Below are 21,686 nucleotides of genomic sequence, written 5' to 3' on the forward strand. Positions count from 1 at the left end.
TGTGGCGCGACCCGCAGTTCGTCCGGCTCGCCTGCGCACGGGTCGTCTCCGTGCTGGGCAACGGCTTCGCCCGGGTCGCGCTGGCGTTCGCGGTGCTTGCTCTGCCGGGCGCCGGTGCAGGGCGGCTGTCCCTGGTGGTGGCCTGCCAGGCGCTGCCACAGTTGGTGTTCGTCCTGGCCGGCGGGGTGATCGCGGACCGTATGTCGCGGTCGAGGCTGATGGTCCTGGCCGATGCGGTCGGGGCGGGGGCATACGGGGGGCCGGCCGCCATTGCTGACCGGACACGCACCGCTGACGGCGATGTGCCTGCTCGCGGTGGCGGCCGGCACGGCGACGGCGATGTTCGCCCCGGCGATGGACGGCCTCGTACCGCTGATCGTGCCCGCGGATCGCCTGCAACGGGCCAACGGGCTGCTGCGGATGGGCACCAACAGCTCCCTCCTGCTGGGCCTGGCACTGTCCGGGGTGACCGTGGCCCTGGTGGGCGCCGGCTGGGCACTCGCGCTCAACGCGGCGTCCTTCGTCGTCAGTGCCGCGCTGATCGCGCCGCTGCGGGTGGCCGCGCGGCAGCGCAAGAGGGCGTCGGGCTGGGCCGATCTGAGAGAGGGGTGGCAGGAGTTCGCCTCCCGGCAGTGGCTGTGGGTCGTCGTCTCCCAGTACGCCGTCGTCGTCGCCGCGCTCAACGCCAACGTCGGGGTGCTCGGCCCCCTGACCGCCGAGCAGCACCTGGGCGGGGCGCGGGCGTGGTCGGTGATCGTGGGGGCCCAGGCCGTGGGCACCGTCGCCGGCGCGGGACTCGCCGCCCGGGTGCGGGTGAAGCGTCCGGTTCTGGTGGGCGTGCTGTGCACATTTCCGGCCGCCCTGCCGATCGCCCTGCTCGGCGCCGAAGCCCCGGTATGGCTGATCGCCACGGCCATGTTCGGCGCCGGGATCGCAAGCGATGTCTTCGGCGTGCTGTGGGCCACGACCATCCAGCGGGAGATCCCGGAGCGGGCCCTGTCCCGCGTCAGTTCCTACGACTGGTTCGGCTCCCTGGCCTTCGCCCCGCTCGGCCTGCTGGTCGCCGGCCCCGTCGCCGCCGCAGTGGGCACCGACAGGGCCCTGGCGGGCTGCGCGGCCCTGATCGTCCTGGCCACCACGGCCGCCCTGCTCTCACCCCAGGTGCGCGGCCTGCGCACCGGGGCCTGAGAAGTCGTACGCGGACCAGTCGGTGAGCGTGCGGTAGCCGAGCCGCTGGTAGAGGGCGTTGCTCTTGGGGTTGGACAGGTCCGCGAACAGCACGACGTCCTGCGCGCCCGCGGTCAGCGCGGCCCGGCTCACCTCGGCCGTCACGGCGCCCGCGTAGCCGCGACCGCGCAGGTCGTCCGGGGTGTAGACGATGTCCACCTGGATCTGGCCGCCGATCAACGGGTTCATGCCCGCGATGGAGACGGGAGTGCCGTCCGGGGTCTCCCAGAGCGTGTAGCGCTTGTCGGCGAAGCGCGTGCCTGCCCAGGAGCCGGCGTCGATGGAGACGACTTCGCCGACGGCCTTGGCGAACTCGCCGCACCAGAACATGACTTGCTCGAGGTCCTGCTCGCCCAGGACGCGGCCCCGGCCCGCCGGCATCGGCTCCGGTGGGGTGAGTGTGCCGAGGCGGTACAGGCGCAGCCGGGTGTCGCGGAGCTTCGCCGTCGCCCCGGTGTGCCGCTGCCAGGCCTCGGCGAAAGCGGCGGCGGTGCCGTGGTCGGCGTTGACGGAGGGCAGAAAGTGCCCGAGGGCGGCCAGGTGGGCCGCGAGGGAGTCGGCCTGCTCGGGCGAGAGCGGGGAGAGGCCCATGGCGCGGGGCGGGAGTTGGTAGAAGGTCGCGCGGACCTCGCCCGCCTGCTCCAGCGTGCCGAAGAGCGGGGCTTCGGTGCCGAAGGCGTCCGCGCCACGCGTCCGCACTCTGTCGGCCCACGTCGACTGCATGACGTGCGGGCCGGGCCGCGAGCGCAGGAAGCCTCCGGCTCGGGCGAGGAAGTCATCGACGTCTTCGGTGAGGTGCCAGCCATCCGGTCGCATGCTTCATGATTCCGCGTGCCTGTAGGTGGACCCCGTCGTTTTCAGCCAGGACAGGGCAGCTGTGCGGCATGGAGGCAGGGTGCCGGGAGTGCCCCGCAGCGGTCGGCCATCGACGGTGTGACCCATCTGAGTGGCCGTCACGTGGCGTGGCGCACTTTTGCAAGCGGGTGCTTGCAAAAGTTAGCGAGGGTGGGGCAAGGTGGAGGCATGGCATCGCTCAACGTCGGCAATCTCGGTGAGTACCTGCGCGACCAGCGGCGCAACGCGCAGCTGTCGTTGCGGCAACTCGCCGATGCCGCCGGGGTGTCCAATCCGTATCTGAGCCAGATCGAGCGCGGGCTGCGCAAGCCGAGCGCGGAGGTGCTGCAGCAGGTCGCCAAGGCCCTGCGGATCTCCGCCGAGACGCTGTATGTGCGGGCCGGCATCCTCGATGCCGAGCGGGACCGGGACGAGGTGGAGACGCGTGCCGTCATCATCGCCGATCCCACGCTGAACGAGCGGCAGAAGCAGGTGCTGCTCCAGATCTACGAATCGTTCCGCAAGGAGAACGGGTTCGGGATACCCGCCGAGGCGGACGATGCCGACGAGGCACATGAGGCCGCCGAGGTGATCGAGGCGGTCGAAGCCGTCGAGCTGGCCGAGGCCGACTCGACGGACCACGGCGCGGTGGACTCCCGGCACAGCGACGGCGACAGCGACGACGCGGCGGACGCTCAGGGCAGTGACGCCGCCGTACGCCGCAGCCGTAAGACCCGCGCGGACGGCAGCGATGCCAAGGACGGCGGCCGTAAGTCCGCCGCGCGCCGTGCTCGCAAGACCCATACGTCCGACGGCAGTGACGCCGACCCGGAGAACCCGAACAACCCCCGGCAGTCGGCCGGCTGACCACGCACACCGGCAGGCCGACCGCGGGATCCGAAACCCTCACCTGAAAGCAACCCGGGAGGACCACCCACCATGGCCATCACCGACGACCTGCGTAAGACCCTCAGCGACCCGACCCCGCTCTACTTCGCCGCCGGCACCGCCGACCTGGCCCTCCAGCAGGCCCGGAAGGTGCCCAGCCTGGTGGAGCAGCTGCGCTCCCAGGCGCCGGCCCGGTTCGAGGCCGTTCGCAACACCGACCCGAAGGCCGTCCAGGACAAGGCCACCGCCCGCGCCAAGGAGGCAGGCGCCAAGGCCAAGGAGGCGCAGGAGAGCTTCCAGACCAAGGTCAACGAGTTCGTCAGCAGCCTGGACGCCGACTTCAAGAAGTTCGGCAGCAACCTGGACGCGGACGTCAAGAAGCTCGGCAGCAGCCTCGACGCCGATCTCAAGAAGTTCGGCGAGAGCGCCCAGGACTTCGCGCTGCGCACCATCGGTGTCGCCGCCGAGTACGCCGTGAAGGCCCGTGAGACCTACGAGAAGGTCGCCGAGCACGGCGAGCAGACCGTGAAGACCTGGCGTGGTGAGGCCGCCGAGGAGATCGAGGAGCTCGCGATCGCCGTCGAGCCGAAGGCCGAGCCGGTCGAGGTCAAGGAGGACAAGGCGGAAGCCAAGCCCGCCGTGCCGGCCCCCGCCGCCGAGGCCGCCACGGAGAAGAAGGCCCCGGCCAAGAAGGCTCCGGCACGCAAGCCCGTCGCCAAGAAGACGACGCCGCCCGCCAAGTAACGCGGACGGGTGAAAAGGGGCCGTAGAACACGGGTCGGGCACTTACGGAGTGCTCGGCCCGTTGTTCGGGTAGCCGACTTGCCGTTGCGGGTACGGTGAGCGCGTAGATATGAGCCGAGTCGGGTGGTGGACGTTGTGCTGATGCAGGGTTTCGCGGGGTTCATGTGGCTGCTGAGCATGGCCCTGATCCTTTTCAGCGGCTTCGCGCTGATCGACGCGGCCACGCGCCGCGAGGACGCCTACCGAGCGGCCGACAAGAAGACCAAGCCGTTCTGGCTGCTCATCCTCGGGCTCGCCTTCGTGGTGAACCTGATCTTCAACATCCTGTCGTTCCTGCCGATCATCGGCCTCATCGCGACGATCGTGTACATGGTGGACGTGCGCCCCGCGATCAAGGGCCTGCCGGGCGGGGGCCGCAGCAGAAAGGGCTCCAGCAGCGACGGCCCCTACGGCCCGTGGAACGGCGGCCGCTGATCAACAGCCCGAGCGGCAGCGCCCCGTAAGGGGCGCGGGGCTGTATCGAGCTGCGCCGCCGCCGCGTGGGCGCGACCAGCCACAACGCACCTGCAGTCGGCAGACGACAGAGCCCCGGGGCGCGCCCCCGCTCTCGCCGACCCGCGGCGCCCCCCGCCTCTCGCCGACCCGCGGCTCTCGCCTCTCGCCGACCCGCGGCGCCCCCCGGCTCCCGCTTCTCGCCGACCCGCGGCGCCCCCCGGCTCTCGCCTCTCGCCTCTCGCCTCTCGCCGACCCGCGGCGCGCCCCCGCTCACACCGTCCGGTCGAGCAACAGAACCGCCACGTCGTCCGCCAGCTCGCCCCCATTGAGGTCCCGGACCTCATTGACGGCGGCCCGCAGCAACGCCTCGCCCCGCAGCCCCTCCGAGAGCTGCCGGCGCACCATCTCCACCATCCCGTCCTGCCCCAGCCGCTCCCGGCCCTCGCCGATCCGACCCTCGATGAGGCCGTCGGTGTAGAGCATCAGGCTCCACTCCGCGCCCAGCTCCACCTGCATGCGAGGCCACCGGGCCCCGGGCAGCAGCCCGAGCGCGGGCCCGTTGTTGTCGTGGGGCAGCAGCCGAGCAGCCCGCCCCGGCCGGGCGAGCAGGGGAGACGGGTGACCCGCCAGGCACAGCCCGGCCCGCCGACCGTCCGGCGCGATGTCCACCGTGCAGAGCGTCGCGAAGATCTCGTCGTCGGCCCGCTCGTGCTCGAGCACCTGCTGCAGCGTGCCGAGCAGCTGGTCCCCGCACAGCCCTGCCAGCGTCAGCGCCCGCCAGGCGATCCGCAGCTCCACACCGAGGGCGGCCTCGTCGGGCCCATGGCCGCAGACGTCGCCGATCATGGCGTGCACCGTGCCGTCCGCGGTGCGCACGACGTCGTAGAAGTCACCGCCCAGCAGGGCACGTGACCGCCCCGGACGGTAGCGCGCGGCGAACCGCAGCGAGGAGCCCTCCAGCAGGGGCGTCGGCAGCAGGCCGCGCTCCAGACGGCGGTTCTCCTGGGCCCGCAGACGGCCTTCGGCCAGCCGTCGCTCGGCCGTGTCGGAACGTTTCCTCTCCACCGCGTACCGGATCGCCCGGCTCAGCAGCCGCCCGTCCAGCTCGTCCCGGAAGAGGTAGTCCTGCGCGCCGACGCGCACGGCCTCCGCACCGCGCTCGGCGTCACCGGACGCGGTGAGCGCGAGGACGGCGTGCCGGGGCGCGAGCTCCAGGACGTGCTTGAGCACACCCAGCTCGTCGTCCTCGCCGGTCCGGCCGGGCGCGGGCAGCTCGAGGTCCAGCAGGATGCAGTGGACGTCGTCGGTGAGCAGCCGTCCGGCCTCGGTGAGGTTGCGGGCGGTGCGCACGCGGATCGGCTTGCCGGCCGCGTCGAGCATCTCGGGCACGACCGTCGAGCCGCCGGGATCGTCCTCGATCAGCAGCAGCGTCAGATTGGTGTGGGTGTTGTTCTCGACCTTTGATTCCTTACGCGGAGCCTCTTCCATGGAGGAGCCGCCTGGGGATGCGGCCGGCGCCTGACCACTCTCCACGGCCGGGATCGCTCTCTGCCGCGGTATGGGTACGGGCATCGTCTTGAGTTCCTTCCCTCCCCCCGAGGGCATGGTGGGAACGAGGGACCTCGATCCACCGACGGGGACCATAGCGGGTGTCGGCGCCGCAGCGGAATGGTGTGGGGCACGTCGTATGGAAGCTGGCCACTGTCATATGCCGCGTTCCGTACCGCAGTTGGACAGGGCGGCCGAGGGGCGGGGATGACGAAGGTCACGTCGCTGCACGGTTTGGTGCCGGTGCCGCGTGGAGTGGGTCACGTGGCGCGGGTCACGAGTCGCCGGTCACAAGTCCCCTGAACCGCCCGCTATAAGTGCCTATGTCCACCCGCAGGGCTCACCCGTACGGCCCAGACACCGCAAGTCGCCCCAACGCTTACGCATCGGGTCGAACCACTCCGAGGATCGGCATCGAGCCGGCCCCCGCGACCGTCACCGTCCGCCCGGGGCGCGGGGCGTGGACGATGGCGCCGTCGCCGACGTACATGGCCACATGGCTGGCGTCGGCGTTGTAGATGATGAGGTCGCCGGGGCGCATGTCCTTGATGTCGATGCGCTTCAGCTGCTTCCACTGCTCCTGCGAGGTCCGCGGAATCCCGCGCCCGGCGCTCGCCCAGGCCTGTGACGTCAGGCCGGAACAGTCGTACGTCTTCGGGCCCTCGGCGCCCCATTCGTACGGTTTGCCGAGCTGGGCCGTGGCGTACTCGAGGGCCTCGCGGCCCTTCTCGGAGGCCTTGCCCTTGATGTCCTTCAGGATGCCGGAGTCCAGCCAGGCGGTCTGGGCCTTGTACGCGGCCTGCTTCTCCAGCTCGGCGAGGCGTTCCTTTTCCTCCTCCTCCAGCTGGGATTCGAGCTCTTCGGCCGCCGCGATCTGCTTCTTGATCTTCTTCTTGGCGGCGGCCTTGGCCTTGCGGCCCGACTCCAGCTTCCGCCACTGGGCGGAGGCGTCCTTGGCGTACTGCTCCAAGTCCTGCTGGGTGCGGGTCATTTCCGCGAGCAGCCCCTTGGTCGCACGCTGGCCCTGCAGGACTCGGCCGGTGCCGTCGAGGAACGCCTGCGGGTCGTCGCTGAGCATCAAGTGCGCCTCGTCGGGCAGCCCGCCGGAGCGGTACTGGGCGGCGGCCGCGGCGCCCGCGCGCTTCTTCAGCTCGGCGAGCTTCTCCTGACCTTTGACGATCTTCTTGGCCAGGGAGACGATCTCGGCGGACTGCTTCTCGGCGGCTTCCTCGGCGGCGTTGTACTCGTCGGTGGCGACGGCCGCGGCGTGGTAGAGCTTCTCCAGCTTCTTGCGAACGGCCTCGAGGTCCTCGTTCGACACGGTGGCCGGCGCCGACGAGGAGGGCGGGGCGCTCGGGGTGGGGGAGGGCGCCGCGAAGGCCGTGCCTGGCGCCGCGAGTACGGTGACCGCACAGACGACGGTCACAGCTGTCGCGATCAGGCCGCGCTTGCCCGAACCCATACCACTTCCCCCAAACTGATGTCCCGTCAGTAACATACGAACGTCCGGGGGATCGTGCCACGGCGACGCGCAAAGTGACAGAGGTCTGCTTCCCCCCGTTCCTTCCGCGTCACGCCGATCTCCCCGGCTTTGTGACGAACGACTCCCGGAGATCGTTCCCCACGGCATGGCGAGTCAGGCGGGGGAGTTGGGCCCAGTCGGTTGACGCCACGGGCCTGCCCCGGCACTGATGGCCCGAATCAGCCCGCCGGCGCCAACGCCTCCCACCGCACCGTCACTTCACCCTGCCGCCACCGCACCGGCCCGTCCGTCACCGGCCAATCGGCCGTAAGGTCCCGCACCGCCCGGATCCACCGCTGGCGTGCGCCGTACGACGCGTAGGGCGCCGCGGCAGCCCAGGCGCGGTCGAAGTCGCGCAGGAAGGCGTGGACCGGTTCGCCGGGGACGTTGCGATGGATCAGTGCCTTCGGCAGGCGCTCGGCGAGGTCCGACGGCCGCTCCAGCGAGCCCAGCCGGGTGGCGAAGGTGACCGTACGCGGCCCCTCCGGCCCGAGCGCGACCCACACATGCCTGCGCCCGATCTCGTCGCAGGTCCCCTCGACGAGCAGCCCGCCACGCGCCCCGGTCACCGGATCGGCCGGCGCAAGCCGGGCACACAGCCGCTCCCACACACCGGCGACCTGATCCTCCTCGTACTGCCGCAGCACATTGGCGGCGCGCACGAGCAGAGGCCGCCGCGCGACGGGGATCTCGAACCCGCCGTGCCGGAAGACAAGCCCATCCCGCTCGTACGGCTTCGCCGCCGCGACCCGCGCCGGCTCGATCTCCACGCCGACCACACGCGCGCGTGGCGCGACGGAACGCAGCCGACCGAGCAGCTCCACGGCCGTCCAGGGCGCAGCGCCGTACCCGAGGTCGACCGCGACGGCATCACCGGCCCGCCGCAGCTCCGCGCCATGCGTGACGGCGATCCACCGATCCATACGGCGCAGCCGATTCGGATTGGTGGTCCCGCGCGTAACAGTGCCCACAGGGCGGGCGAAGGCGCGGGATGTCATGCATACGAGGGTAAGTGGCCGACATCAGGCGGAACGCCACCCGCACCGGCGCAACGGCGAGCAGGGGCCGTGCCGGGGGGTGTCCGCCCGCAGCGGCGGGCGTCAAGAAACGGCACGTCTCTGCCCGACCGCCACCGCCCGACCGAGGACGGACACCCCCCGGCGCGGCCCCGACCCACGACGAATCACCAGGCGCGACGCGCACCCCCACCCATCCGCCACAGGCCGCCGCAGGCATCCGCACCAGCCACCCCCCACGCACCCAAGCCCCGAACAGTTGAGCGACCCCCGGTAATACCTCGGCAAAAACCACCCCACCAGGAATGGGAACCCCTCCCTCCGGCGTTGCACCGCCTTGGAGGGCGCTCGCACCCTCAATCAGGCATGCCCGTAGCCAAGGAGGAACGCCACGTGAGCCAGTACGTAAGCAGGCTCAGGCACCGCTCCCCGGCGGCCCCCTCGCGACTCAGGCTCCACCGCCGCCCCCGCCGCGTCGCCATGCTCTCCGTGCACACCTCCCCGCTCCACCAGCCCGGCACCGGCGACGCCGGCGGCATGAACGTCTACATCGTCGAGCTCGCGCAGCGCCTCGCCGCGATCAACATCGAGGTGGAGATCTTCACGCGTACGACGGCCACGGGCCTCCCACCCACCGTCGACCTGGCTCCCGGCGTCCTGGTCCGCCACATCGACGCGGGCCCCTACGAGGGGCTCAACAAGGAGGACCTCCCCGCCCAGCTGTGCGCCTTCACGCACGGCGTGATGCAGGCCTGGGCCGGCCACCGCCCCGGCTACTACGACCTGGTCCACTCCCACTACTGGCTCTCCGGCCACGTCGGCTGGCTCGCCGCCCAGCGCTGGGGCGCCCCCCTGGTGCACGCCATGCACACCATGGCCAAGGTCAAGAACGCCAACCTGGCCGACGGCGACACCCCCGAGCCCGCCGCCCGCGTCATCGGCGAGACCCAGATCGTCACGGCCGCCGACCGCCTGATCGCCAACACGGCCGAGGAGGCCGAGGAACTCGTACGGCACTACGCCGCCGACCCCGACAAGGTCGCCGTCGTGCACCCCGGCGTGAACCTCACCCGCTTCTCGCCCGCCGACGGCCGAGCCGCCGCCCGCGCCCGCCTGGGCCTCCCGCAGGACGCCCTGATCCCGCTCTTCGCAGGCCGCATCCAGCCCCTGAAGGCCCCGGACATCCTGCTGCGCGCGGTGGCCGTGCTCCTGGACGAGCACCCCGAGCTGCGCTCCCGCATCCACGTCCCGATCGTCGGCGGCCCCAGCGGCAGCGGCCTCGCCAAGCCCGAGGGCCTGCAGAAGCTGGCCGCGAGGCTGGGCATCGCGGATGTCGTACGGTTCCGTCCACCCGTTGGCCAGGAGCAGCTCGCGGACTGGTTCAGGGCGGCATCGCTGCTGGTCATGCCGTCGTACAGCGAATCCTTCGGTCTGGTGGCCATCGAGGCGCAGGCGGCCGGCACACCCGTGCTGGCGGCCGCGGTGGGCGGCCTGCCGGTGGCGGTCCGGGACGGCCGTACCGGCTTCCTGGTCCAGGGCCACGACCCGGCCGACTACGCGCGCGTGCTGTGTGCCTTCGCCGACGACCCGCACCTGTCCCCGCGGATGGGCGAGGCCGCCGCCCGGCACGCCCAGTCCTTCGGCTGGGACACCTCGGCGGCCGCCACGGCGGACGTCTACACGGCCGCGACCCAGGCCTACCGGCGTCGCGTACGCTCCCACCATGGCTGACGTACAGAAGGCATCGCAGGTCGTAGAGGCAGCCCTGAAGGACGCCGACCTGGAGTGGGAGACCCCCACCCCCGGCACCTACGTCGTCAAGCTCCCCGGCACCCGCAAGCTCTCGACGACCGTCTCCCTGATCGTCGGCCGCCACTCCCTGTCGCTCAACGCCTTCGTCATCCGCCACCCCGACGAGAACGAGCCCGGCGTCCACCGCTGGCTCCTGGAGCGCAACCTCAAGCTCTACGGCGTGAGTTACGCCGTCGACCCGCTCGGCGACGTCTACGTCACCGCCAAACTGCCGCTCGCCGCCGTCACCGCCGACGAGATCGACCGCCTCCTCGGCCAGGTCCTGGAGGCGGCGGACGGCGCCTTCAACACCCTCCTCGAGCTGGGCTTCGCGTCCGCGATCCGCAAGGAGTACGAGTGGCGCGTCGCGCGGGGCGAGTCGACGCGGAATCTGGACGCGTTCACCCATCTGACCCGGCGCCCGACCGACTGACGTAGCGGTCCACAGCGGACCGGCCGTAAAGGTCCGCACCAACTGACCCCGCACGACCCCTTCCCCGCCCCGAAGGGGCCGTGGCATGCTCACGCCCACCGCACTTCTGAACGCTGTTCACATCCATGAAGAGCCGCATGGAAGGGGCACGGACATGGGCAATGCGCATCTCACCAGACGGACCCTGCTCATCGGGACCACGGCCTTGGCGCTCGGCGCGACGACCGCCAAGGCACACGCGGTCCCCGCAGAAATCCCGCCCCTCTGGCGCGAGTTCACCCGCACCCCCCTCACCCACCCCCAGATCCCCTACATCGGCAGGGCCGGTCACCGCGGAGGAGCGCGCCGCCTCCCCCGCCCCCGAGTGGTCGCCGACGTACGCGACTTCGGTGCTGTGGCGGACGGCACGACCGACTCCGCCCCCGCGATCAACCGTGCCATCGCCGCCGCCGGAAGGGCCGGCGGTGGCACGGTCACCATCCCGCCCGGCACGTTCCGCATCGACGACGTGATCCGCATCGGCCACTCGAACGTGGTCCTCCGAGGCGCCGGCAGCAGCCGTACGACGCTCTTCGCGACGAAGAACCTCACCGAGCTGATCGGCGTATACGGCTCCCGCTACGGCGGCGACAAGTCGTCCTGGTCCTGGGCCGGCGGCCTCATCTGGCTGGCCCCGACGGCCCGTTGGGACTCCCTGGTCGCCGCGATCAGGGCGAAGGCCTGGCCCTTCGAGGGCTGGACGGGCAACCGGCGCGACGAGTGGCGCCCGCTGACGAGGGTCGAGCCCGCACGGCAGGGCGACCGGACGGTCACGGTCACGGACCCGTCGGCCCTCCACCCCGGCGCCCTGGTCCTCCTCCGCCTGGCCGACGACGCCGGCCACACCCTCCTGGAGCACATGTGCGGCGGCGGCCCGGGCGCCGAGGCGTACACCTGGGACGACAAGACGAAACTGACGTCGTACGTCCCCTACGAATGGCCGGTCCGCATAGCCCGGATCCACGGCCGCAAGGTCACCCTCGAACGCCCGCTCCCGCTCGACGTACGCCCCGAGTGGAACCCGCAACTGACAACTCACGTACAGGAGTTGACGGGATCGGGTGTCGAGGGCCTGACCCTGGAGGCGACGGAGACACCGCAGCAACCCCACCTCCTCGACAAGGGCCACAACGGGGTCGTCTTCCAGTGCGCCTACGACTGCTGGGCAAACGACGTGACCGTTCGCCACGTCGACAACGGCTTCGGCCTGGTGGCCGCCTCCGCCTGCACGCTCCGGCACACGCGCGTGGCGGGCCGCGGCAGCCACCACCCCTACTTCTGCCGTGAGGGCTCGCACGACAACCTGATCGAGGACTTCACGATCGAGGCCCGCACGACCCCGGCCCCCTCCGGCACCCAGCTGCACGGCATCAACGTGGAGGGCCTGTCCTCCCACAACGTCTGGTCACGCGGCGACATGCGGATGGGCACGTTCGACAGCCACCGCGGCCTGCCCTTCGCCAACGTCCGCACCGACATCACCGTCCACAACGACGGCCGCCACGGCGGCGACGCGAGCGCGGGCCCGCTTTTCGGAGCGCGCTTCACGCACTGGAACGTCCGGGTGACCAACGGCCGCGCGGGCATGATCCGCCTCGACGGCCTGGCGCCGTACTCCGCCACCGTCGGCCTGAACGAGGTCAGGGAGTTCGACCAGATCGACGTCCCCGACTTCGCGGGCGACCTGCACTCCCGCCTGGAGCTGTACGGCACCACGGACGTCGTGCGCCCGCGCAACCTGTACGACGCTCAGCGCGAGCTGCTGCGATAGCGCCCCGGTGGCACGCCCACCAGCTTCCGGAAGTGCCGGGTGAGATGGGACTGGTCGTAGAACCCGGTCGCGGCGGCCACATCGGCCGGCGACCGGCCCTCCAGCAGCAGCCGGCGGGCGCGGTCGACGCGGCGGGACATCAGGTACTGGTGCGGGGCGATGCCGTACGCGCCGCTGAACGACCGTACGAGATGGGTGGGATGGGCCTGGACGAGCCCGGCGGCCTCGTCCAGGGCGATGCCCTGGACGACGCGTTCGTCGAGGAGTTCGCGCAGCCGGCGGGCGAGGGCGGGGTCGCGCCGCGGGCTGTCCTTCAGGGTCCCGGGCCGCAGGTGGGCACGCAGCCGGTCGCCGATGAGGGTCAGCCTGCTGTCCGCCTCCAGCTCGTCGCCGGTCTGCGCGAGGGCGGTGTGCAACTGACCGACGCGCAGCCGCAGGACGGGGTCGCGCAGGTCGGGGGAGTCCACGGCCGGCCCGATCAGGTCGTCTCCCAGCCGGGTCCCGTCCAGGTACAGCACCCGCTTGCGGAAACCGTGCGGGGTGGCGGGGGAGCCGTTGTGGGGGACGTGCGGCGGGAGGAGCGACACCGTGTCGTGCGGGGTGCCGTGCTCGTGCCGGTCGAGGTCGTAGCGCACGGCTCCGTCGTCGACGATGAGCAGCGTCCACGCCTCGTGCACGTGCATCGGGTACGCGTACTCGGTGAAGTGCGCGTGGAACACCTCGGTGACGCCCGGGACGGAGGGGCGCCACGCGGAGACTTCCTGGCGATCCCGTGCGGCGGCCATGCAAAGAACGTACAAGACGCAGGTGGACGGCGGCCGCCAGTCTCGCCCTATGAACGACACGAGCACGAGCACCCCGGAACCCGTCCGCTTCGACACCAAGATCGCCGTCCTGCTGCGCGCGGACCTGGAGACCTGGCAGCGGCTGAACGTCACGGCGTTCCTGGTCAGCGGCCTGGGGACGCAGCTTCCCGAGGTGGTCGGCGAGCCGTACGAGGACGGGGACGGCGTGCCCTACCTGCCGATGTTCCGCCAGCCGGTCCTGGTCTTCGAGGGCACGAAGGAAGCGCTGACGACAGCGCATGCGCGGGCGCTGTCCCGGTCGCTGCCGCGCGCGGTCTTCACGTCCGACCTGTTCACCACGGGCAACGACCGCGACAACCGGGCGGCGGTGCGGGCGGTGCCGACGGACGAGCTGGATCTCGTGGGGCTGGCGGTGTACGGGCCGAGGAACGCGGTGGACAAGGTGATCAAGGGGGCGCGGATGCATCCGTGAGGCCCGGCTGCATTTCCGGGGCTCCACCTGCATCGTGTCCGCGGCTCCCCTTCTGCATCGTCGAGCCTCCGCCGGCATCCCCAGGGCCCCGCGTGGCCGGGTTCTCAGGCGGCCGGGCTGACCTCCGGCTCGGCGTCGGCCGGGTACCCGGCGGCGGCCGGTTCCTCCGTGGGCAGCCGGCGCATCAGGGTGCCGTACCCGATCGCCGCCGCCGTCCCGACGACCGCGCACAGCCCCCACAGCCACTCGGCGCCGAAACGGTCGATGACGAGGCCGGACATCAGGGGTGCGACCAGGGCCGCGACCGACCAGGACATGGTGTACATGCCCTGGTAGCGCCCGCGCCCCTGAGCGGGGGAGAGGCGGACGACGAGGCCGGTCTGGGTGGGCGCGTTCAGCATCTCGCCCAGCGTCCACACGCACACCGTCAGCGCGAAGACGCCGACCGACCCGGCGAAGGCGGTGAGGCCGAAGCCGTACCCCGCGAGGAGGGACGAGACGATGAGGATCCGTCCCGCGTCCCGGCGTTCGATGAACCGGGTGACCGGGATCTGCAGCGCGACGATCAGGACACCGTTGACGGCGACGGCGAGGCCGTAGTCGGCAGCGGAGAACCCGGCCTCGCCCATGGCCACCGGCAGTCCCACCGCACCCTGCTGGAAGATCAGGGCGACGAGGAAGGAGAGCCCGACGACGCCCATGAAGCGCCGGTCGCGCAGTACGGTCCCGAGCCGCACCTCGTCCTCGCCCGCCTTTTCCGTCTCCGTGCGCTCGGGCCGCGACTCCGGCAGCTTGACGAACACCACGACCGCGCAGGCGGCCGTCATCCCCGCCTCGATCAGGAACCCGGCGAGGTAGCTGACCTCGGCGATGAACCCGGCGGCCATGGAGGAGATCGCGAACCCGAGGTTGATGGCCCAGTAGTTGAGGGAGAAGGCACGCACCCGGTCCTCGGGCCGGACGATGTCGGCCATCATCGCCTGCACGGCGGGCCGGGAGGCGTTGGAGGCGGCACCGACGACGAACGCCACGGCGGCGATGGCCACCGGATGGTGCACGAAGCCGAGCACGGCCACGGAGACCGCGGTGGAGGCCTGGGCGACGAGGAGAGTGGGGCGCCGCCCGAGCCGGTCGGTCATGACGCCGGCCCCGATCGACGAGACGACGCCGCCGAGCCCGTGCAGCGCGGCGACGAGACCGGCGTACGTGGCGGAGTACCCGCGGTCGAGGGTGAGGTACAGGGCCATGAAGGTGGCGACGAACGCCCCGAGCCGGTTGACCAGCGTGCTCGTCCACAGCCACCAGAACTCGCGGGGGAGCCCGGAGACGGTCTCCCGGGTGGCACGTCTCAGGGCGGCGAGTGGCATAGGGGGTCCCCCGGGTGTACCCGGATGCACGCAACCGGATGTAAGTGGCTAAGTAGGCAGCCGCAACTTACAAGCGCACTCGTGGACGAGGCCACTGGATTAACAGATCCCGTCAACCGTCCGCCCTTCGGGCGCGGGGCGCACCCTGCCAAAGCCGTGGATTACGCTCGGACGCATGGCCGACGCACCGTACAAGCTGATCCTCCTCCGCCACGGCGAGAGCGAATGGAACGCGAAGAACCTGTTCACCGGCTGGGTGGACGTCAACCTCAACGAGAAGGGCGAGAAGGAGGCAGTCCGCGGTGGCGAGCTCCTGAAGGACGCCGATCTCCTGCCCGACGTGGTCCACACGTCCCTCCAGAAGCGGGCGATCCGCACGGCCCAGCTCGCGCTGGAGTCGGCCGACCGCCACTGGATCCCGGTCCACCGCAGCTGGCGCCTGAACGAGCGCCACTACGGCGCCCTCCAGGGCAAGGACAAGGCCCAGACCCTCGCCGAGTTCGGCGAGGAGCAGTTCATGCTGTGGCGCCGCTCCTACGACACCCCGCCGCCGCCGCTCGAGGACGGCACGGAGTTCTCCCAGTCGGACGACCCGCGCTACGCGACGATCCCGCCGGAGCTGCGCCCCCGCACGGAGTGCCTGAAGGACGTCGTCGTCCGCATGCTCCCGTACTGGTACGACGGCATCGTCCCCGACCTCCTGACCGGCCGCACGGTCCTGGTCGCCGCCCACGGCAACTCGCTGCGCGCCCTGGTCAAGCACCTGGACGGCATCTCCGACGCCGACATCGCGGGCCTGAACATCCCGACGGGCATCCCGCTGTACTACGAACTCGACGCCGACTTCAACCCGGTGACGCCGGGTGGCAAGTACCTGGACCCGGAGGCTGCTGCGGCGGCCATTGAGGCGGTCAAGAACCAGGGCAAGAAGAAGTAAGCGCCCACGAACAAGCCCCCTGCCTGCGGCTTCTCCGCCGGGAGGGGGCTCGTTGCTGTGCTGGGGCCGCCGCTGGGCCGTGGCGCTTAGAGGCGGGTGATCTTTATGCGAACCGAAACGACGAGCGCCACCAGAGCGGCGATGGCTACGTCAGCCCCGGCCTGGACGCCCAGCCATGCGCCGCCGAGACCGACGAGCGGGAACGGCAGGGGGTGGAGGGTGAGGTCGATGCGGAGGCCTCGGCGTGGCACCATGGCCTTCTCCATGCGGGTCATGCGTTGTCCGTTCTGTAGGCAATAACCGATCCCATGGAAAGGAGAGGTCGCCCCCCTACGGGCGACCTCTCCGGCATATCGGTGACAAGACCTTACTTACCGTGCGAGGGAATAACAAACTCGCAGCTAAAGCGGGTACGCCTCGCCCCTAAGTCGCATACCGGCTTCTCCTGACGACCTCGCTGAGGGTTGACGATCCCGGTAAGCGTGCCCTTACCTTGCACGCAAGAATCCATTGAACCGTCGAACCAGAAAACCGTCGAACCGTTGATTCGGTTTCTGGGCGGCCGAGCGGCCGAGCGGCCGAGCGGCCGAGCGGCCAGGTGGGCGGGCGGCCAGGCGGCCAGCTTAGTTTCGCGAGGACTCTCAACCCGAGGGAACTTTCACGGATGACATTTACACTTTCAGTCGTCCATGATTTCGCGAGGACTCTCAACTCGAGGGAACTTTCACGGATGACATTTACACTTTCAGTCGTCCATGATTTCGCGAGGACTCCCAATCCGAGGGAACTTTCACGGATGACATTTACACTTTCAGTCGTCCATGATTTCAGCGGATGAGCGGTTTGTGTGAAGGGAAAAGACAGAGGCCACAGCGTTACGGGTGCGCTCCTGGCTGGACGGCATGAGGTGTGCATACACCCGGAGGGTTAGCCCGGGGTCCGAGTGGCCCAGGTACTCGGCGAGGGCCTTGATGTTCTCCCCCGCGTCCAGGAGCACCGAGGCGTAGAAGTGCCGAAGGGCGTGCATGCCGTTCTCGCGGGACTCGACGTACGACTTACCGGGCTGCCGCTCGGGGATGACCCCGGCCGCAGCGAGCGCCCGCTTCCACACCTCCTCGTTGAGGGACGTACGCCAGACATGTCCGCCACGAGGCCCGGTGAAGATCAGCCGCTTGGTCACCGAAGGCCCGCCAGCTACCTTCCAGGGCAAGGTGATCTCGACTGGCGGGAACCGCTTCATGTGCTCCCGAAGCGCATCAGCGACAGGCCCGGGAAGCGGTACGTCCCGGAGCTTGCCACCCTTCGGTGGTGCGAAGACGGCCTTGCTTCGGCTCAGCTTCAGTTGCTGGACCACGTGCAGCGTGCCCGCCTCAAAGTCGATCGCGTCGACCGCGACTCCGAGGATCTCGCCCTGTCGCAGCCCGCATCCGGCGCCCAGGTCGACCATGGCCTGGAAGCGTTCAGGCATGCCGGCCCGGACGGCGAAGACACGCTCCGGCGTCCATGGTGTGACTCGTCTGTCGTCCACGGTCGGCGGCCGTACAGACCGAGCGGCGCACGGATTCCGCGGAAGGTGCCCGTCGTCCACGGCGGCGCTGAGCGCCGCGCGCACGTTGGAGTAGATCGTCCGGGCATACGACCCATGGACCCCGTTCTCCTTGAGTTGCCTCAGCCAGTCACGGATGTGCGCAGGCTGGAAGGAACCGAGAGGCCGCGTCCCCAGGTACGGGTACGCGTGCAACCGCAGCTGTGACTCCATCGACGCCTGAGTGTTCGGGTCTGGCGCGTGAGTGACCCACTCCTCCGCATACTGCTGGAAGGTGATCCTGGCTGCGCGCGGGTCGATGTACTGCCCCCGAGCCATGTCCGCCTCGGTATGAGCCAGCCACTGTTCAGCGAGCCGCTTCTGCCGATCTGGGAAGCTCTTCGACTTCTCGGTTCCATCGGGCCCCACGTAGCGGGCCCGGTAGCGCATGCCCGAGCCGTAGCGCTCGGCCTTCACTTTCCGCGTCTTGCCGTCCGTCCCGATCTCTGTCCTGTACCAGCGGTCTTGGATGTGTCCGGCCATCAGGCGGCCGCTCCCTCACGCTGGGAGTTCACCCAAGCCAGCACGTCGGCCGGGTCGAAGCGGAGATGCCGGCCGACGCGGAAGCCACGAGGGCCGGTCCGCTTGCGTCGCCACTGGTAGACCGTCTCGACGCTGGGCAGCTCGAACATCTCGACCAGGTCCTCAGGGGTGAGGTAGCGCGAGGGCAGCGGACGAGGGTCGGCGAGGGAGAGTCTGCGGCTACCCACGGGTGGGTTCTCCTTCTGTTCCGGGGGCGGGTTCGAGGGATGCGGCCAGCCAGGCTTCGGCGGGGGACAGGCCGGTTCCGGCGAAGGCCCAGTGGGCGAGGATGTACGTAGTGCCGGTCTCGGGGCCCTTGGTGGCTGCGGCTTGTGCTCGGCGCCATTCGGCGCGGGCGTCGCGGAGGGCGCCGAGGGTGGTGGAGTAGCGGCGGGACTTGGTGGAGAAGTGGCCGCGGAAGCCGAGCATGTGGGCCCAGGCGCGGAGGCGAAGGTGTTCCAGGCTCTTGCGTGCGCCGAGGGTCCAGGCGGTTCGGATGAGGCAGCGGGCGTGGTCGCTGATGTCGAGCTGGGCGAGTTCGGCGGCGAACTTCAGCGGCCGGTCGAGAGCTCCCGTCGCCGTCTCCGCACCCTTGGTCGCGTACTTGGCGATGTACGCCGCCACGGCCCGCTCGGTCAGCTCCTGGCCGTCGTTGAAGTCGGCGGATCGGATGGTGCGGACGTCGAGTTGGCGGCCGAAGGTGAAGGTGTGGGTGCGGTCGTCGATGACCGGGCCGTCGACGCCGACCTTGGCGGTGGCGGTGCGGATGGCGTCGGTGAGCAGCTCGGCCGTGGCCCAGGGCGGGGGTGGAGTGTCGCCGCCTCCCGGGCCGTCGAGGCGTATGACCGCGTGGAAGTGGACTGCGCCGCGCTTCTGATACTCGGCGACCTTGGCGAAGGAGACGCGCGCGTGCTGGCCGAAGGCCCGCTGGGTGAGTCCGGCCCGCTTGGCGACCTCCCGGCGGAGATAGGTGGAGAAGCGGCGCCAGAGCTGACCGGCGTGGGCGTTCCAGAGGACGGCCGCTTCGTAGTCGTAGGTGTCGGGGTCGAGTGGAGTGCCGAGAGCGTCGTCGTCCTGGTCGTGGTGTGCGCCGCAGCGGCAGGGGCGGCCGTCGGTGCGGCGGTTGTGGACGGGGCCGAAGCCGGGGGCGGTGAAGGTAGCGAAGACGCGGGGGTGGGCGGCGACGGCTTCGGGGGCGATGTCGCCGAGGGCCATCTTGGCGGAGGCTTCGTCGTTGACGCGGTGGCAGACGCGGCCGGTCAGCTGGGCCCGGAGCATGGTCGCTCCCTTGCCCAGTTCGGCGCCGAAGCGCTGCCCGCACACCTCCAGGTAGAGGCCGGCTGCGCGGCCGAGCTGGGCGAGGCGGATGAGCTGGGTGACCATCTCGTCGCGACGTTCCTCGTCTTTTCTGGTGGCGACGAGGAAGAGTTCGGCGACCTCGTCGACGAACAGGACGATGGGGGTGGGTCGTTCGTGCTCGGGCAGGCCCCAGATGTCGGAGGTGATCTCCTCGTCCGGGACGTTCGGGGCGATGCCCTGCCGGGTCTTGATCAGGTCGTATCGGTCCTCCATTTCCTTGACGAGCACCGGCAGCAGCTCGGCCGCCTCATCCGGGTCGGTAGCGAGCGCGGAGAGTCGGGGCGCGAACGGCGCCAGCTCCACACCCCGCTTGCAGTCGATGCCGACCAGAGCGACGGGCTGCGGTGCTAGCCCGGCGATCAGGTGGCGCAGGTACATGGACTTCCCGGACAGCGTTGCGCCGAGGGTGAGTTGGTGCGGGACGGTGCGGTAGTCGCGTACGAAGGGTGTGGCGTCCTCTCGTAGGGCGACAGGCACCTTCAGCGAGCCGCCAGGGAGCTTGCGAGGCATTCGAACCTGCAGCAGGACGTCGTAGCCGACGAGCCGCAGCTCGACGACACCCGGCTTCACGGTGCTGACGTACACCGCGTGAACGCCCCAGGCGTGCCGCAGCCGTTCGGCCGAGGCGGCGACGTCTGCGGGTTCCTGTCCGGGCGCGAGGCGGAGCCGGAGCCGTAAGCCGGTCGAGGTAGGTCGGATGACGCCCCGGCGGGGCGGGACCGGCCGGACCTCGCGGCGGGTGGTGGCCTTGACGGCGAGCGCCCGCAGCCGGGAGGGAGCCACGGTCAGACCGCACGCCTCCATGACCGAGCTGTACGAGCCGAGCAGCCGGGCGGTGGATACCGGCAAGCCGACCGTGGACCAGTACGCCGCCGGGTGCTTGGCCCGGGCGTAGGCGGCCCCGCCGCCAAGCGCGGCGACAGGACCACCCACCTCCAGAAGCGTCACTATGTCGGCCATCAGGCAGCGGCCCCAGCGGAGGCCGGGAAGGCGGCCGGGGTGACGGCGGCGGCCCGGTAGGCGATGCCGTGCCGCTGCTGCCCGTTGAACACGGACTCCCAGGGCCGGGCCACCAGCCCAGGCAGCGAGACCGGCGCACCGAGCGCCAGCCCTTCGGAGACACCGCCCTCCGGAACGGTGACCTTGATGAGCGAGGACTCGCCGTCCTCGATGTATACGACGCCGATCGTCATCAGCGCCTCACCGCTGACGGCGTCCTTCGCGATCTCGCCGGTCTGCCGGTCGCGGACCTTGGGCTCGGGAGCCTCGGTCAGCAGGATCGTGGCAGCGGCGGTCTCAACGCGGATGGTACGCAAGGAACTTCCCCTATCTACTCGTCTATACATGTAGCGACCTGCGAACCCGATCTCCGGGTTCGCGTGGATCACTGCCACTCAACTTGCCCACTCGTCTATACGAGTATGCCTGTTGAGGTGTACGAGTCCGAGAACCGGCCCCGCGCACCATCGCAAACCATGACGATCAGGTCGCCGGAAGCTGATACGACAGCACGTATGCGTCAGCCGCCATCACGGTGTCGCAGACCTCCACGGCTCGCCCTTCGGTATCAAAGGCGGTCCGGATCAGGTGAATGACCGGCACACCGGCGGCCAGCCGGAGCGTCTTCACCTCGGCGGGCGAGGGCATCCGGGCGCGGATCTCCTCCTCGAAGTGGTCGAGGCGGTGGCCCAGCTCTTCGAGGCGGGCGTAGATACCGCCGGGGCCGGGGTTGGGTTCGGCGATCTGCGTACCGCGGGCGATGTCGAGGGGCAGGTAGGAGGTGGCGAACTCGACCGGCCGCCCGTCGAGGAGGTACCGGCGACGCCGGGCCAGCACACGCCGTACGGAGCCCAGCCGGGTGGAGATGTCCTGACTGGCCTTCTCTTCCTTGACCTCAAGGCTGTCGACCTGGGGGTGACTGCCGGCCGCGTCGGCCTCGACGATGAAGGCCGACTTGCCCTGTTCGCGGTGTCGCCGGGCGAACCGGTCGGAAGCGAGCCGCCGGACGGGCGGCCGGGGCCGGACGAAGACGCCCTTGCCGTGCTCGGCGTGCACCAGGCCCTCGCCCTGGAGGATGGAGAAGGAATTGCGGACCGTCATCCGGGATACCCCGTAGTGGTCCACCAGCTCAGCCTCGGAGGGCAGCTTTTCGCCCTCGCGGAATCGCCCACGGTCGATCGCCTCCCGCAGTTGGTCGGCGATCTGCCGGAAGACCGCACGATCGCTCGTGGGGTCGAGATCACCTAGGAGGCCCGAAGAAAGAGGGCTCACGTGTACTCCTTTAGGTATCTAGACGAGTGGGCGAGTGTTGTTGCTACGGTGGAGAGCCT

Annotated in this window: 21 protein-coding genes; 9 read left to right on the forward strand and 12 right to left on the reverse strand. The window is 70.4% G+C overall.

Annotation, left to right across the window (positions count from 1 at the left end):
- The first annotated feature begins 270 nt into the window (after nucleotides 1-270).
- Nucleotides 271-1,188: an MFS transporter gene (locus ACFY5C_RS37845; RefSeq protein WP_389453768.1), complete on the forward strand. Its 918-nt coding sequence runs from the start codon at nucleotides 271-273 to the stop codon at nucleotides 1,186-1,188.
- Here the strand turns inward: ACFY5C_RS37845 and ACFY5C_RS37850 are convergent.
- Nucleotides 1,153-2,043: a GNAT family N-acetyltransferase gene (locus ACFY5C_RS37850; protein WP_389453771.1), complete on the reverse strand. Its 891-nt coding sequence runs from the start codon at nucleotides 2,041-2,043 to the stop codon at nucleotides 1,153-1,155. The two genes, ACFY5C_RS37845 and ACFY5C_RS37850, sit on opposite strands and share 36 nt — an antisense overlap.
- A gap of 207 nt (nucleotides 2,044-2,250) precedes the next feature.
- Here ACFY5C_RS37850 and ACFY5C_RS37855 point away from each other — a divergent pair, with 207 nt between their 5' ends.
- From ACFY5C_RS37855 to ACFY5C_RS37865, 3 genes are all read left to right on the forward strand, one after another.
- Entirely contained in the window at nucleotides 2,251-2,928 is a 678-nt protein-coding gene (locus ACFY5C_RS37855; protein ID WP_389453774.1) for a helix-turn-helix domain-containing protein, read from the forward strand.
- A 72-nt stretch (nucleotides 2,929-3,000) separates the two neighbouring features.
- On the forward strand, nucleotides 3,001-3,693 hold the full coding sequence (locus tag ACFY5C_RS37860; protein ID WP_389453777.1) for a hypothetical protein: 693 nt from the start codon (nucleotides 3,001-3,003) through the stop codon (nucleotides 3,691-3,693).
- 141 nt (nucleotides 3,694-3,834) lie between these two features.
- The gene (locus tag ACFY5C_RS37865) at nucleotides 3,835-4,167 is read left to right on the forward strand and encodes a DUF2516 family protein (RefSeq protein ID WP_389453780.1); all 333 of its coding nucleotides are present in this window, start codon (nucleotides 3,835-3,837) and stop codon (nucleotides 4,165-4,167) included.
- 291 nt (nucleotides 4,168-4,458) lie between these two features.
- Here the strand turns inward: ACFY5C_RS37865 and ACFY5C_RS37870 are convergent, their stop codons facing one another.
- From ACFY5C_RS37870 to ACFY5C_RS37880, 3 genes are all read right to left on the reverse strand, one after another.
- Entirely contained in the window at nucleotides 4,459-5,760 is a 1,302-nt protein-coding gene (locus tag ACFY5C_RS37870) for a PP2C family protein-serine/threonine phosphatase (protein ID WP_389453783.1), read from the reverse strand.
- A gap of 355 nt (nucleotides 5,761-6,115) precedes the next feature.
- A complete protein-coding gene (locus ACFY5C_RS37875) occupies nucleotides 6,116-7,198 on the reverse strand; it encodes an NlpC/P60 family protein (protein WP_389453786.1) in 1,083 nt (360 codons plus the stop codon).
- A 239-nt stretch (nucleotides 7,199-7,437) separates the two neighbouring features.
- A complete protein-coding gene (locus ACFY5C_RS37880) occupies nucleotides 7,438-8,256 on the reverse strand; it encodes a class I SAM-dependent methyltransferase (RefSeq protein WP_389453789.1) in 819 nt (272 codons plus the stop codon).
- Between the two features lie 411 nt (nucleotides 8,257-8,667).
- Between ACFY5C_RS37880 and mshA the strand changes: the two genes are divergently transcribed.
- The 3 genes from mshA (at nucleotide 8,668) to ACFY5C_RS37895 (ending at nucleotide 12,308) form a co-directional block, all read left to right on the forward strand.
- Complete coding sequence (mshA, locus tag ACFY5C_RS37885; RefSeq protein ID WP_389453792.1) at nucleotides 8,668-10,005, forward strand: D-inositol-3-phosphate glycosyltransferase; 1,338 nt, start codon at nucleotides 8,668-8,670, stop codon at nucleotides 10,003-10,005.
- Entirely contained in the window at nucleotides 9,998-10,498 is a 501-nt protein-coding gene (locus ACFY5C_RS37890) for a YbjN domain-containing protein (protein WP_389453795.1), read from the forward strand. Before mshA ends, ACFY5C_RS37890 begins: the two co-directional genes overlap by 8 nt.
- Nucleotides 10,499-10,652: 154 nt before the next feature.
- A complete protein-coding gene (locus tag ACFY5C_RS37895) occupies nucleotides 10,653-12,308 on the forward strand; it encodes a glycosyl hydrolase family 28-related protein (RefSeq protein WP_389453798.1) in 1,656 nt (551 codons plus the stop codon).
- Here the strand turns inward: ACFY5C_RS37895 and ACFY5C_RS37900 are convergent.
- On the reverse strand, nucleotides 12,287-13,093 hold the full coding sequence (locus tag ACFY5C_RS37900) for an AraC family transcriptional regulator (RefSeq protein WP_389453801.1): 807 nt from the start codon (nucleotides 13,091-13,093) through the stop codon (nucleotides 12,287-12,289). The genes ACFY5C_RS37895 and ACFY5C_RS37900 overlap by 22 nt on opposite strands.
- 49 nt (nucleotides 13,094-13,142) lie before the next feature.
- Between ACFY5C_RS37900 and ACFY5C_RS37905 the strand changes: the two genes are divergently transcribed.
- Nucleotides 13,143-13,586: a DUF2000 family protein gene (locus ACFY5C_RS37905; RefSeq protein WP_389453804.1), complete on the forward strand. Its 444-nt coding sequence runs from the start codon at nucleotides 13,143-13,145 to the stop codon at nucleotides 13,584-13,586.
- A gap of 104 nt (nucleotides 13,587-13,690) precedes the next feature.
- On the opposite strand, the gene ACFY5C_RS37910 is transcribed toward ACFY5C_RS37905, so the two are convergent.
- A complete protein-coding gene (locus ACFY5C_RS37910) occupies nucleotides 13,691-14,953 on the reverse strand; it encodes an MDR family MFS transporter (protein ID WP_389453807.1) in 1,263 nt (420 codons plus the stop codon).
- 175 nt (nucleotides 14,954-15,128) lie between these two features.
- Between ACFY5C_RS37910 and ACFY5C_RS37915 the strand changes: the two genes are divergently transcribed.
- Nucleotides 15,129-15,890 (forward strand): phosphoglyceromutase, encoded by a 762-nt coding sequence (locus tag ACFY5C_RS37915; RefSeq protein WP_062723775.1) that lies wholly within the window; start codon nucleotides 15,129-15,131, stop codon nucleotides 15,888-15,890.
- A gap of 86 nt (nucleotides 15,891-15,976) precedes the next feature.
- Here the strand turns inward: ACFY5C_RS37915 and ACFY5C_RS37920 are convergent, their stop codons facing one another.
- The 6 genes from ACFY5C_RS37920 to ACFY5C_RS37945 all read right to left on the reverse strand — a co-directional run bounded on the left by ACFY5C_RS37920 (nucleotide 15,977) and on the right by ACFY5C_RS37945 (nucleotide 21,627).
- A complete protein-coding gene (locus ACFY5C_RS37920; protein ID WP_389453810.1) occupies nucleotides 15,977-16,165 on the reverse strand; it encodes a hypothetical protein in 189 nt (62 codons plus the stop codon).
- 536 nt (nucleotides 16,166-16,701) lie between these two features.
- Nucleotides 16,702-17,958 carry a tyrosine-type recombinase/integrase gene (locus ACFY5C_RS37925; protein WP_389453813.1) on the reverse strand — a complete coding sequence of 419 codons (1,257 nt, stop codon included), beginning with the start codon at nucleotides 17,956-17,958 and terminating at the stop codon, nucleotides 16,702-16,704.
- A complete protein-coding gene (locus tag ACFY5C_RS37930; RefSeq protein ID WP_389453816.1) occupies nucleotides 17,958-18,185 on the reverse strand; it encodes a helix-turn-helix transcriptional regulator in 228 nt (75 codons plus the stop codon). The genes ACFY5C_RS37925 and ACFY5C_RS37930 overlap by 1 nt, the downstream gene beginning before the upstream one ends.
- The gene (locus ACFY5C_RS37935) at nucleotides 18,178-20,316 is read right to left on the reverse strand and encodes a replication initiator (RefSeq protein ID WP_389453819.1); all 2,139 of its coding nucleotides are present in this window, start codon (nucleotides 20,314-20,316) and stop codon (nucleotides 18,178-18,180) included. Before ACFY5C_RS37935 ends, ACFY5C_RS37930 begins: the two co-directional genes overlap by 8 nt.
- The gene (locus tag ACFY5C_RS37940; RefSeq protein ID WP_389453822.1) at nucleotides 20,316-20,672 is read right to left on the reverse strand and encodes a hypothetical protein; all 357 of its coding nucleotides are present in this window, start codon (nucleotides 20,670-20,672) and stop codon (nucleotides 20,316-20,318) included. The genes ACFY5C_RS37935 and ACFY5C_RS37940 overlap by 1 nt, the downstream gene beginning before the upstream one ends.
- 166 nt (nucleotides 20,673-20,838) lie before the next feature.
- Entirely contained in the window at nucleotides 20,839-21,627 is a 789-nt protein-coding gene (locus ACFY5C_RS37945) for a GntR family transcriptional regulator (protein WP_389453825.1), read from the reverse strand.
- Between the last annotated feature and the right edge of the window lie 59 nt (nucleotides 21,628-21,686).

This window comes from Streptomyces sp. NPDC012935, from assembly GCF_042900345.1.
Taxonomy (GTDB): Bacteria; Actinomycetota; Actinomycetes; order Streptomycetales; family Streptomycetaceae; genus Streptomyces.

What these genes read in the sequence shown, in the direction of transcription:
- ACFY5C_RS37860 (WP_389453777.1), top strand. Translation starts at nt 3,001, where the DNA reads ATGGCCATCACCGACGACCTGCGTAAGACCCTCAGCGACCCGACCCCG.
- ACFY5C_RS37895 (WP_389453798.1), top strand. Translation starts at nt 10,653, where the DNA reads ATGGGCAATGCGCATCTCACCAGACGGACCCTGCTCATCGGGACCACG.
- ACFY5C_RS37865 (WP_389453780.1), top strand. Translation starts at nt 3,835, where the DNA reads ATGCAGGGTTTCGCGGGGTTCATGTGGCTGCTGAGCATGGCCCTGATC.
- ACFY5C_RS37850 (WP_389453771.1), bottom strand. Translation starts at nt 2,043, where the DNA reads ATGCGACCGGATGGCTGGCACCTCACCGAAGACGTCGATGACTTCCTC.
- ACFY5C_RS37910 (WP_389453807.1), bottom strand. Translation starts at nt 14,953, where the DNA reads ATGCCACTCGCCGCCCTGAGACGTGCCACCCGGGAGACCGTCTCCGGG.
- ACFY5C_RS37905 (WP_389453804.1), top strand. Translation starts at nt 13,143, where the DNA reads ATGAACGACACGAGCACGAGCACCCCGGAACCCGTCCGCTTCGACACC.
- ACFY5C_RS37900 (WP_389453801.1), bottom strand. Translation starts at nt 13,093, where the DNA reads ATGGCCGCCGCACGGGATCGCCAGGAAGTCTCCGCGTGGCGCCCCTCC.
- ACFY5C_RS37925 (WP_389453813.1), bottom strand. Translation starts at nt 17,958, where the DNA reads ATGGCCGGACACATCCAAGACCGCTGGTACAGGACAGAGATCGGGACG.
- ACFY5C_RS37920 (WP_389453810.1), bottom strand. Translation starts at nt 16,165, where the DNA reads ATGACCCGCATGGAGAAGGCCATGGTGCCACGCCGAGGCCTCCGCATC.
- ACFY5C_RS37915 (WP_062723775.1), top strand. Translation starts at nt 15,129, where the DNA reads ATGGCCGACGCACCGTACAAGCTGATCCTCCTCCGCCACGGCGAGAGC.
- ACFY5C_RS37880 (WP_389453789.1), bottom strand. Translation starts at nt 8,256, where the DNA reads ATGACATCCCGCGCCTTCGCCCGCCCTGTGGGCACTGTTACGCGCGGG.
- ACFY5C_RS37890 (WP_389453795.1), top strand. Translation starts at nt 9,998, where the DNA reads ATGGCTGACGTACAGAAGGCATCGCAGGTCGTAGAGGCAGCCCTGAAG.
- ACFY5C_RS37935 (WP_389453819.1), bottom strand. Translation starts at nt 20,316, where the DNA reads ATGGCCGACATAGTGACGCTTCTGGAGGTGGGTGGTCCTGTCGCCGCG.
- ACFY5C_RS37875 (WP_389453786.1), bottom strand. Translation starts at nt 7,198, where the DNA reads ATGGGTTCGGGCAAGCGCGGCCTGATCGCGACAGCTGTGACCGTCGTC.
- ACFY5C_RS37855 (WP_389453774.1), top strand. Translation starts at nt 2,251, where the DNA reads ATGGCATCGCTCAACGTCGGCAATCTCGGTGAGTACCTGCGCGACCAG.
- ACFY5C_RS37870 (WP_389453783.1), bottom strand. Translation starts at nt 5,760, where the DNA reads ATGCCCGTACCCATACCGCGGCAGAGAGCGATCCCGGCCGTGGAGAGT.